This is a genomic window from Clavibacter lycopersici (assembly GCF_003576405.1).
In the GTDB taxonomy this organism is placed as follows: Bacteria; Actinomycetota; Actinomycetes; order Actinomycetales; family Microbacteriaceae; genus Clavibacter; species Clavibacter lycopersici.
This window is the reverse complement of record NZ_QWGT01000005.1, coordinates 22883-32589: the sequence shown is the minus strand read 5'-3', so window position 1 is coordinate 32589 and position 9707 is coordinate 22883. Positions and strand designations below refer to the sequence as shown.

Genomic DNA, 9707 nt, shown 5'->3' with positions numbered 1-9707 from the left:
GAGGCCGGCGGCGCGGAACGCGACGGCGCCTCCCGCGGTCGGCGCGGATCCGCCGGGCAGCGCGATCTCCGGGAGCCCGGCCGTGACGCGGTACGTGCGCGTCGTGCGCCCGTCCGCCGCGGTCACGGTGACGGTGACGGTGCGCCCGTCGACCGAGACGGACGACGTGGCAGCGCCGTCCCCGGTGGTCACCCGGACGTCGGCGGGCGTGAGGGCGGGGAGGCCCACGGGCACGACGGCACCGGCGGATCCGGCCGCGTCGCCGAGCGGCACCGTGACGCCGCCGATGGTGATGGAGGCCGCTGCCGCGTCGTCCGAGACGAGGAACCGGTCGCGCAGCGCGCGCACCTCCTGGTCGTCGACGCCGAGCGTGGTGCGGATGTACGAGTCCATCCCCGCGTAGCGCGACGCGATGCCCGCCTCGAACGTGCCCTGGAGGAGCGCGGGCTTCGCCCAGTCGACGCCGAGCTGGGTGTTGGAGAGCAGGTAGTCGTGGAGGATGTCGGAGCTGCCGACGCCGAGGATCCGGTCGAGCAGGTCGATCACGGTGCCCGTGCGGTCCATCCCGTGCGAGCAGTGGATGAGGATCGTGCCGTCGCCCGTGTGCGACGCGAGGGCCTGCAGCACCTGGCGGTACGCGCTGATCATGACGCCGGGGTGCGCCGCGTCGACGTGGCCCTCGTCGACGAGGTCCTGGTACATCACGGTGTCGTCCGGGTAGTCGCCATCGGCGCCGAAGAGGGAGATCGCGACGGTCTTCGCGCCGGGGATCGGCACGTCCGGCTTCGCCCGGATCTGGCCGGGCGTGCGCAGGTCGATCACGAGGTCGACGTGGTGCACGGTCGCCAGCGTCGCGGCACCCGCCGGGGTGATCCTGTCGAGCGACTCCGTCCGGATCAGGCGGCTCGCGGCGACCGTGCGCCCGTCGACGCCGGTGTACGCGCCGAGCTCGCGGCCGTTGACCAGGCCGGGCACGTCGGTGATGAGGTGGTCGCTCGAGGTGGGCGCCGGCTGGAGCGCGGGGGCGGCCGCCGCGTGCGCGGGCGCGCCGATGCCGACGGAGAGCACCACCGCGGCGGCCGCCGCGGTGAGGGCGCCGATGCGCGCGGGGGCGGCACGGCGGGCAGGGGGGATCGTCACGTTCGTCCTTCTGTGGTGGGATGCGCGCGGGGTCGCGCAGGCCGGCGCGCGCAGGCGGGCGCGAGCTCGGCATCAGGAGCATGGGGTGCGGCGCCACCCCGTGCATGAACGCGATGTTCTGCTTCGGTGAACTCCTGGGCGTCGAGTCCCCGCGAGGAAGGAGGCGAGCGCCCGACGGTCAGACGGCCTCGCCGTCGAAGCGGCGGCGGTTGTCCGCGATCACGTGCTGGTGGTCGCCGACCCACTCGCCGACCGCGAAGGCCACCCGCTGCAGGGAGTGCCCGAGCTCGGTGACCTCGTACTCGACCCGCGGCGGGACCTCGGCGTACACGGTGCGCGTCACCAGGCCGTCGCGTTCCAGGGCGCGGAGGGTGACGGTCAGCATCCGGCGCGAGATCCCCGGGATCATGTCGGCGATCTCGGTGAAGCGCTGGCGGTCCGACCCGAGGACGCCGATGACCAGCAGCGTCCACTTGTCCCCGACGCGCGACATCAACGACCGGAACAGCTCCGGGGTGCCTCCGGAGCAGAGCGCGCGCATCGGCGGCATGGACTCCGCGAGCCGGTCCTGCAGGGCCTGGCCGCGTTCGTCGGGGGACATCGGTGCTCCTTGGGTCACTGCGGGGTAACGGGGGTCTGCTTGAGGTAACAGGCGCCCAGCGTACACAGTTACTCCTCGTAACCCACCCGCTCTGAAGGAGAAGAATGACCACCCTGTTCCGTCTCGACGCCAGCATCCGCATCGACGGCTCGACGAGCCGCGCTCTCGGCGACATCGTCGAGCGCGAGTGGCGCACCGGCCACCCCGATGCGGAGATCATCCGTCGCCACCTGGGCACCGACCCCGTCCCGTCGACCTCCTGGTCGGACGCGGTCGCGGGATCCATGACGCCGGCCGACGCGCGCACCCCGGACCAGCAGGCCGCCGCAGCTCTGGCAGCCACGCTCACCGACGAGCTCGAGGCGGCCGACGCCCTGCTCTTCGCCGTCCCGCTCTACAACTTCGGCGTCTCGCAGCACTTCAAGACGTACGTCGACCTCGTGCTCGCCGACCCCCGCATGGCACCCGGCCAGCCGTCCGCCATCGCGGGCACGCCGGCCGTCCTCGTCACCGTGCAGGGCGGCAACTACGCGGCCGGGACCCCGCGTGAGGGCTGGGACCACGCGACCGCCTGGATGCGCCGCATCCTCGAGGACGTCTGGCAGCTCGACCTGGAGGTCGTGACGCGCGAGTTCACCCTCGTCGGGGTCAACCCGGCGTTGGACCAGTTCACGGAGGTCGCCGACGAGCTCAGGAGCCTCGCCGAGAGGGCCGCCGCGGAGCACGGACGCGGCCTCGCCACGCGCCTGGCCGCCTGAGCCGACTCGGATCGTCTCCTCGATGTCGGTCGCGCGCATGACGTGAGGTGCATCATCTGCCGCGCATCGCCACCAGCCACGCGTCCACCGCGTCCTCGCGCTCGACCCGGAACCCGGCCCGCTCGTAGAGGCGCCGCGCGGCGCTGCCCTGCAGCACGTCGAGGCGGAACGGGCGGCCGTCGTCGTGGCGCTGCATCAGATCGCGGAGCACCTCGCCGCCGATCCCGCGGCCCTGCACCGCGGGATCCAGGTGGAAGTGCTCGATCCAGCGCGCGTCGGCCTCCTCGCGGCAGGCGATGAGGCCGGCGTCGCGGCCGTCGACGCGGATCACGGAGGTGCGCTCGGGCGCCCAGCCGTCGAGGAAGCGGCGGTGGACCCGCACCGGATCCCATCGGCCGAGCCGCTCGAGGTCGGGTCGGAGCGCGACGGCGCGGAGCTCGGCCATCCACGTCGCGTCGTCGGCGAGGGCGGGGCGGAGGATCCAGCGCGGCATCGGCCCGGGCGCCACGCGCAGGTCGCGCTCCATGCAGACGCTCGTGGGATCCGCGGCGTACGGCCCGAAGCGCGGCACGTGCCGGTAGCCGCCGCGCTCGTACATGGCGATGGCGGCGGTCTGCGGCAGGCCGGTCTCGAGCCGCATGGTCGTCGCGCCGAGCGCGCGGGCCCGCTCCTCGGCGGCGACCAGCAGCGCGCGCCCCACGCCGAGGCCGCGCGCGGCATCGGTGACGTAGACGCGCTTCAGCTCCGCGGATCCGTCGCCGCCGTCGACGACCGCCGCGGTGCCGAGCGCGCGGCCGTCGTCGCGCGCGACGAGGAACGTCACGCCGGGCCGCTCCAGGTCGGTCACGTCGAGCGCGTGGTAGTTCTCGGCCGGGTACAGGGCGAGCGCGAAGTCGTCGGCCTGCCGCAGCAGCGGCAGCACGTCGGCGGCGCGCGGGGACTCCGGGGCGACGGTGAGCACGCCCCAGCGTAGGACGGGCCCGCCGGTGGATACGCTGGACCGGTGCCGCGCGGACGAGGTCACGAGCCCTCCGCGCCGGTGCCCCGACCGTGAGGAAGAGCATGCAGATCCACCGCGTCCGCGTCCACCGCAGCGACGAGGCCCTGCCTCCCGAGGAGCAGCTGGCGGGGCGCATCGCCGCCGTCGCCGCGGACCCGGTCGAGGTCGACGCCGACGTCACCGAGATGATCGTGAACCGCATCATCGACAACGCCGCCGTCGCGACCGCCTCGCTCACCCGCGCGCCCGTCGTCGCGGCGCGCGCGCAGGCCCTCGCGCACGGGCCGTCCACGGGCGGCGCGGGCGCGACCGTCGTGGGCGCGGATCCCGCCACCCGCGTGAGCGCCGAGTGGGCGGCGTGGGCGAACGGCGTGGCCGTGCGCGAGCTCGACTACCACGACACGTTCCTCGCCGCCGAGTACTCACACCCGGGCGACAACATCCCGCCGATCCTCGCCGCCGCGCAGCACGCCGCCGCGGCCGGTCGCCCCGACGGGCGCGCGCTCACGGGCGCCGACGTGATCCGCGGCATCGCGACCGGCTACGAGATCCAGGTGGACCTCGTGAAGGCGATCAGCCTGCACGCGCACAAGATCGACCACGTCGCGCACCTCGGCCCGTCGGCCGCCGCCGGAATCGGGACGCTCCTCGGCCTCGACGAGGGCACCGTCTTCCAGGGCGTCGGCCAGGCCCTGCACACCACGACCGCGACGCGCCAGTCGCGGAAGGGCGCCATCAGCACGTGGAAGGCGCACGCGCCCGCGTTCGCCGGGAAGATGGCCGTCGAGGCGATCGACCGGGCGATGCGCGGCCAGACCAGCCCGACCCCCATCTACGAGGGCGAGGACGGCGTGATCGCGTGGCTCCTCGACGGACCCGACGCCTCGTACGACGTGCCGCTGCCCGCGCCGGGCGAGGCCAAGCGCGCGATCCTCGACACGTACACGAAGGAGCACTCGGCCGAGTACCAGGCGCAGGCGTGGATCGACCTCGCCCGCCGCCTGCACCACGCGCACCCGGTGCTCGCGGATGCGGACGCCATCGACCGCGTGATCATCCACTCCTCGCACCACACGCACGTGGTCATCGGATCCGGCGCCAACGACCCGCAGAAGTACGACCCGCGCGCCAGCCGCGAGACGCTCGACCACTCGATCCCGTACATCTTCACGGTCGCGCTGCAGGACGGCGCCTGGCACCACGTCGACTCGTACGCACCCGAGCGGGCCGGCCGCCCCGACACGGTGGACCTCTGGCGCCGCGTCACGACGACCGAGGACCCGGAGTGGACCCGCAGGTACCACTCCATGGACCCGGCCGAGAAGGCGTTCGGCGGGCGGGTGGAGATCCGGCTGACGGACGGCTCGACCATCGTCGACGAGATCGCCGTGGCCGACGCGCACCCGCTCGGCGCCCGGCCGTTCGCGCGCCCCGACTACGTCGCCAAGCTCCGCACGCTCGCCGACGGGGTGCTCGAGGATGCCGAGGTCGACCGCTTCCTCGCGCTCGTCGAGCGCCTGCCCGAGCTCGGCGCCGACGAGCTCGCCGGTCTCACCGTCACCGCACGAAGCGGCCTGCTCGACGGCGCCGGCTCCCCGAAGGGACTCCTCTGATGCTGCACTCCACCCTCACCTCCGCCGCCAAGCGCCACGCGTTCCGCGAGCGCCTCGCGACCGGCGAGCTGCTCCGCCTGCCCGGCGCGTTCAACCCGCTGTCGGCCCGCCTGATCCAGGACAAGGGCATGGACGGCGTCTACATCTCCGGCGCCGTGCTCTCGGCGGATCTCGGCCTGCCCGACATCGGCCTCACCACCCTCACCGAGGTGGCCGGGCGCTCGCAGCAGATCGCGCGCGTCACCGACCTGCCGTGCCTGGTGGACGCGGACACGGGATTCGGCGAGCCGATGAACGTCGCCCGCACGGTGCAGATGCTCGAGGACGCCGGCGTCGCCGGCCTCCACATCGAGGACCAGGTGAACCCGAAGCGCTGCGGCCACCTGGACGGCAAGCAGGTGGTCGACGAGTCGACCGCGCTCAAGCGGATCCGCGCGGCCGTCGACGCCCGCCGCGACCCGGACCTGCTGATCATGGCCCGCACCGACGTGCGCGGCGTCGACGGCATGGCCGCGGCGGTGGACCGCGCTCGCGCTCTCGTGGATGCCGGGGCCGACGCGATCTTCCCCGAGGCGATGGCCGACCTCGCCGAGTTCGAGGCGATGCGCGCCGCGGTGGACGTGCCGATCCTGGCCAACATGACCGAGTTCGGGAAGAGCGAGCTCTTCACGACGCAGCAGCTCGCCGACGTGGGCGTCAACATCGTCATCTACCCGGTGTCGCTCCTGCGCCTCGCGATGGGCGCCGCCGAGCGCGGCCTCGACGCGATCGTCGAGGAGGGCACGCTCGCCGGGAAGGTGCCCGAGATGCAGACCCGCGCCCGCCTCTACGAGCTGCTCGACTACGCGGGCTACAGCGCGTTCGACGAGGACGTCTTCACGTTCACGCTGGAGGGGAACCGCGGCGGGGCGTGATGCCTAGTCGCGGTCTTCGAGGTCGCGGAGCGATCCTTCGAGCGTCATGCCCACGGTGAGCACGGCCAGCAGGATCCCCATCGCGAGCGACGCGAGGACGTGGCCCGCGCGGGTGACCGCGCGCACCCCGCCGGATCGGGCGGCGGGGGCGGCGGGCATCCGGCGAGGCTAGCCGCGAGTCGGCCGTGGGAGGACGGAGCGTCCACACGCGCCGGCCTCACAGCCGCGGATCCACCGGCTCGGACTCCATCGCCAGGACGCCGAAGACCGCCTGGTGCACGCGCCACGTCGTCTCGCCCGCGACGAACCGCTCGACCGCCTCGACGCCGAGCGCGCACTCGCGGCCGCGTACCTCGGTGCCCGGCTGCGCGGGCGCCTGCCGCCCGCTGACGAGCCCGGCCACGGGCTGCGCGACCCGGCCCTCGCGGCCCTGGCGATCCGAGACGCCCCTCCCGGACCGGGGGTTCCGCGGTGCCGGGTGCGCGTGGTCGACTGGGCGGGACGACGGGGACCCATGCGACCAGCACCAGCACCATCACGAGCACCAGCTCGGAGCGGCGCGTCTGCGCTCGCGGCGGCGGTGGTCCTCGGCGCCGTCCTCACGGGCTGCGCCACCGGCCCTGGCGCGGAGCCCGTCCGCCCCGACGCCGCGGCCCCACCCGGTTCCGCCGGGATCGCCACCTACCGCGACGACGGCAGCGGCATGGAGGCGCTCATGACCGGCACGCTCGTCGAACGCGACGGATGCCTCTACCTCGAGACCCCGGGCTACGCGCCCGACGGCGGCTCCGCCTACTGGCTGCCGATCCTCCCCGAGTCGACGACCCGGTGGGACGGGACGACCCTCACCCTCGGCGATGAGTCGCACCGGGTCGGCGACGAGGTCAGCCTGGGCGGCGGCGTGTCCTCCGAGCCGACGTCCCCGTACGACCTCTCCGGCATGGAGGGGATCCCGGACGCGTGCAGCACCGAGTACGCGTGGCTCGCCGGGCCGCCCCGGGAGCCGGCCGCCGGATGACGCGCGACACCGGCGAGGCCGCCGCCACGCGCGGCCCCCGCCTGCTCCTCCGCGCCGCGCTCCTCGGTGGGATCCCGCTGGTCGCCATGTCCGCGATCGGCGCGTACCTGCTCGCCGACGGGCAGACCGCGGACGGGCGCTCGACCCTCGCGGTCGGCGTGATCGTCGCGGCCACAGCCGCCGGCTCGCTGCTCTACCAGGTGGAGCGCTGGAGCCTCACGCGGCAGTCCGTCACGCACTTCGCGCTCATGCTAGTGACCGTCCTCCCGGCGCTCCTCCTCAGCGGCTGGTTCCCGGTGGACACGGCAGGCGGCGTCCTCACGGTCGTCGGGATCTTCCTCGCCGCGGGCCTCGTGCTCTGGACGACGCTGTTCCTCGTGATGACCGCGGTCGAGCGGCGACGGACCGCGCGCGCCTCGACGTGATCCCGGCGCCCGCGCCTCAGAGGCGGACGACGCGGTACGTGTCGTCGACCGAGAACCCGGCGCGCGCGTAGAGGGTCATCGCGCGGGCGCTGGAGTGCACGCGGACGTAGCGGCATCCCCGCGCCCGGGCGTCGTCGAGCAGCGCCCGGACGAGCCGCGCGCCCGTCCCCGATCCGCGAAGCGACGGCACGACGTAGACCGACTGGACGTCTCCGGAGACCCGGTGCAGGTCGTCCGGCGTCGGCGGGCGATCCGTGAGGGCGAGCCAGCCCATGCCCACCACCTCGCCGTCCGCCTCCGCGACGATGCACCGGTGGGTGTCGGGATGTGCCTCGGTGAAGGCGGCGGTCGCGGCGACGTAGCCGGCCTCGTCGGTCGCGGGTGCCGTGCCCGACTCCTCGACGCTCCATCGCCAGCGCAGCTCCGCGACCCGCCGCATGTCCTCGGCGCGGGCGGGCCGGATCGTGACGGCGGGGCTCCCGGTGCTCGAGGGGAGCGCCTCGCATGGGCGGTCGGCGGGCGGCTCGGCGGGATCGCTCATCCTCCGACGGTAGGCGCTGCCTGCCGGCCCGCGCAGAGTCCGTCCCGCACGGATGCCGCGAGGGCCGCGCGGCGTCGTGCGTGCACCTCGTCGGGCTCGTCGGCCGTCGCGACCGTGGTGATCGAGATCTGCGCCCAGCTCGCCGCGGTCGCGATGAGCAGGGTCCACACGTCGTCGGGGTCGAGGTCGGCACGGATCGCGCCCGCCTCCTGCGCGGACGCGATGTCCCGGAGGTGCCCCGCGTCGTGCTCCTCGAGGCCCGGGTAGAGGTAGCCGGTGCCGTCGCGCTCGAGGCGCTTCCACATGACGAGGCGGGCGAGGGCGGGATCCGCGAGGTAGTCGTCGTAGAGGCGCGCCGAATAGCCCGGCAGATCGTCGGCGGTGAAGGGCACGCGGTCGCCGTTCGCGATCACGTGCTCGGCGAAGACGGCGTCGAACAGCTTGTCCTTGGCGCCGAAGTGGGCGTAGAGCATCGGCTTGCTCATGCCGGACGCGGCGGCGATGCGGTCGACACGGGCGCCGGCGATGCCGCGGGCGGCGAACTCCTCGGTGGCGGCGTCGAGTATGCGCTGGCGCGTGCGATCGGCGGTCGTCATGCCGACCACTTTACATTGCTACCAACCAGTAGGTAGGATCGAGTCATGCGCACCAGAGCCCTCCTCTCACCGTCCTCCGGCCAGCCCGTCCGCCCCACCCCGATCGACCGCCGCGACCTCCGCCCCGACGACGTCGACGTCCGCGTCACGCACTGCGGCGTCTGCTTCTCCGACCTGCACGCCCTCGATCAGCCGGGCCGGGACACCGCGCTCGTCCCCGGCCACGAGTTCGTCGGGGAGGTCGCGGCCGTCGGATCCGCAGTCACGGCCTTCGCGCCGGGTGACCCCGTCGCGGTCGGCAACATCGTCGACTCGTGCGGCGTCTGCGCCATGTGCCGGGGCGGCCACGAGAACATGTGCGTCGAGTTCCCCACGCTCACCTACGGCGGCCGCGACCGGGTCGACGGCTCCACGACCCGCGGCGGGTGGTCCGGACGGTACGTGGTCCGCGAGTCCTTCGTCTACCGCCGTCCTGCGTGGCTGGATCCCGCCGCCGTCGCGCCGCTCATGTGCGCGGGCATCACGGTCTGGGAGCCGATGCGGGCCGCGCGCGTCGGCCCGGGCACGCGGCTCGGCGTGGTCGGGATCGGCGGCCTCGGGCACCTCGCGGTGCGTCTCGGCCGCGCGCTCGGCGCCGAGGTCACCGTGTTCACGACCAGCGCGGCGAAGGCGACGGATGCCGAGCGCCTGGGCGCGAGCCGCGTGGTCGCCTCCACCGACCCCGCCGCGATGACGGCCGCCGCCTCGAGCCTCGACCTCGTGCTCGACACGGTCTCGGTCGCGCACGACCTGGCGCCGTACCTCCGGGTGCTCGACCTCGACGGCACGCTCTGCGTCCTCGGCCACCTCGGCCAGCTGACGGTGCAGGCGATGGACCTCCTGACCGCGCGACGGAAGCTCGCCTCCACGGGCAGCGGCGGGCGTCCCGGGACTCAGGACCTGCTCGACTTCTGCGGCGAGCACGGCATCACGGCCGACGTGGAGGTGCTGCCCGCGGCCGAGGTGGGCACCGCCATCGACCGGCTGCGTCGCAACGACGTGCGGTACCGCTTCGTGCTCGACATGGCGGGGATCGACGACGGCGTCTGATCCTGGGCCTAG

13 protein-coding genes are annotated in these 9707 nt (G+C 74.1%); 6 read left to right on the top strand and 7 right to left on the bottom strand.

Features of this window, described 5'->3' with window-relative positions; genetic code table 11:
• Together DZG00_RS00985 and DZG00_RS00980 are read right to left on the bottom strand one after the other, a co-directional pair.
• On the bottom strand, positions 1–1140 hold a 1140-nt coding region (locus DZG00_RS00985), incomplete at its 3' end, for a tyrosine-protein phosphatase (protein WP_147359900.1).
• 178 nt (positions 1141–1318) lie between these two features.
• Positions 1319–1741: a winged helix-turn-helix transcriptional regulator gene (locus DZG00_RS00980; RefSeq protein ID WP_311135794.1), complete on the bottom strand. Its 423-nt coding sequence runs from the start codon at positions 1739–1741 to the stop codon at positions 1319–1321.
• A 104-nt stretch (positions 1742–1845) separates the two neighbouring features.
• Here DZG00_RS00980 and DZG00_RS00975 point away from each other — a divergent pair, with 104 nt between their 5' ends.
• Positions 1846–2499 (top strand): FMN-dependent NADH-azoreductase, encoded by a 654-nt coding sequence (locus DZG00_RS00975; RefSeq protein WP_119381095.1) that lies wholly within the window; start codon positions 1846–1848, stop codon positions 2497–2499.
• A 52-nt stretch (positions 2500–2551) separates the two neighbouring features.
• Here DZG00_RS00975 and DZG00_RS17490 read toward each other — a convergent pair whose 3' ends face one another.
• Positions 2552–3460 (bottom strand): GNAT family N-acetyltransferase, encoded by a 909-nt coding sequence (locus DZG00_RS17490; RefSeq protein ID WP_119381094.1) that lies wholly within the window; start codon positions 3458–3460, stop codon positions 2552–2554.
• Between the two features lie 101 nt (positions 3461–3561).
• Between DZG00_RS17490 and DZG00_RS00965 the strand changes: the two genes are divergently transcribed.
• Both DZG00_RS00965 and prpB read left to right on the top strand, forming a co-directional pair.
• Complete coding sequence (locus DZG00_RS00965) at positions 3562–5112, top strand: MmgE/PrpD family protein (RefSeq protein WP_119381093.1); 1551 nt, start codon at positions 3562–3564, stop codon at positions 5110–5112.
• Positions 5112–6026, top strand: a complete 915-nt coding sequence (prpB, locus tag DZG00_RS00960; RefSeq protein ID WP_119381092.1) for a methylisocitrate lyase — start codon at positions 5112–5114, stop codon at positions 6024–6026. The genes DZG00_RS00965 and prpB overlap by 1 nt, the downstream gene beginning before the upstream one ends.
• Before the next feature lie 3 nt (positions 6027–6029).
• Here prpB and DZG00_RS16925 read toward each other — a convergent pair whose 3' ends face one another.
• Positions 6030–6185, bottom strand: coding sequence for a hypothetical protein (locus DZG00_RS16925; protein WP_158586964.1), 156 nt, complete (start codon positions 6183–6185; stop codon positions 6030–6032).
• Between the two features lie 58 nt (positions 6186–6243).
• Positions 6244–6429, bottom strand: coding sequence for a hypothetical protein (locus tag DZG00_RS00955; protein ID WP_119381091.1), 186 nt, complete (start codon positions 6427–6429; stop codon positions 6244–6246).
• A 177-nt stretch (positions 6430–6606) separates the two neighbouring features.
• Between DZG00_RS00955 and DZG00_RS00950 the strand changes: the two genes are divergently transcribed.
• Together DZG00_RS00950 and DZG00_RS00945 are read left to right on the top strand one after the other, a co-directional pair.
• Positions 6607–7044, top strand: a complete 438-nt coding sequence (locus tag DZG00_RS00950) for a hypothetical protein (RefSeq protein ID WP_119381090.1) — start codon at positions 6607–6609, stop codon at positions 7042–7044.
• Positions 7041–7469 carry a DUF3021 domain-containing protein gene (locus DZG00_RS00945; RefSeq protein WP_119381089.1) on the top strand — a complete coding sequence of 143 codons (429 nt, stop codon included), beginning with the start codon at positions 7041–7043 and terminating at the stop codon, positions 7467–7469. Before DZG00_RS00950 ends, DZG00_RS00945 begins: the two co-directional genes overlap by 4 nt.
• A 16-nt stretch (positions 7470–7485) precedes the next feature.
• On the opposite strand, the gene DZG00_RS00940 is transcribed toward DZG00_RS00945, so the two are convergent.
• Positions 7486–8010: a GNAT family N-acetyltransferase gene (locus DZG00_RS00940; RefSeq protein ID WP_199688880.1), complete on the bottom strand. Its 525-nt coding sequence runs from the start codon at positions 8008–8010 to the stop codon at positions 7486–7488.
• A complete protein-coding gene (locus DZG00_RS00935) occupies positions 8007–8606 on the bottom strand; it encodes a TetR/AcrR family transcriptional regulator (protein ID WP_119381097.1) in 600 nt (199 codons plus the stop codon). Before DZG00_RS00935 ends, DZG00_RS00940 begins: the two co-directional genes overlap by 4 nt.
• A gap of 45 nt (positions 8607–8651) precedes the next feature.
• On the opposite strand from DZG00_RS00935, the gene DZG00_RS00930 reads away from it, so the two are divergent.
• Complete coding sequence (locus DZG00_RS00930; protein WP_119381088.1) at positions 8652–9695, top strand: NAD(P)-dependent alcohol dehydrogenase; 1044 nt, start codon at positions 8652–8654, stop codon at positions 9693–9695.
• Positions 9696–9707 lie beyond the last annotated feature (12 nt).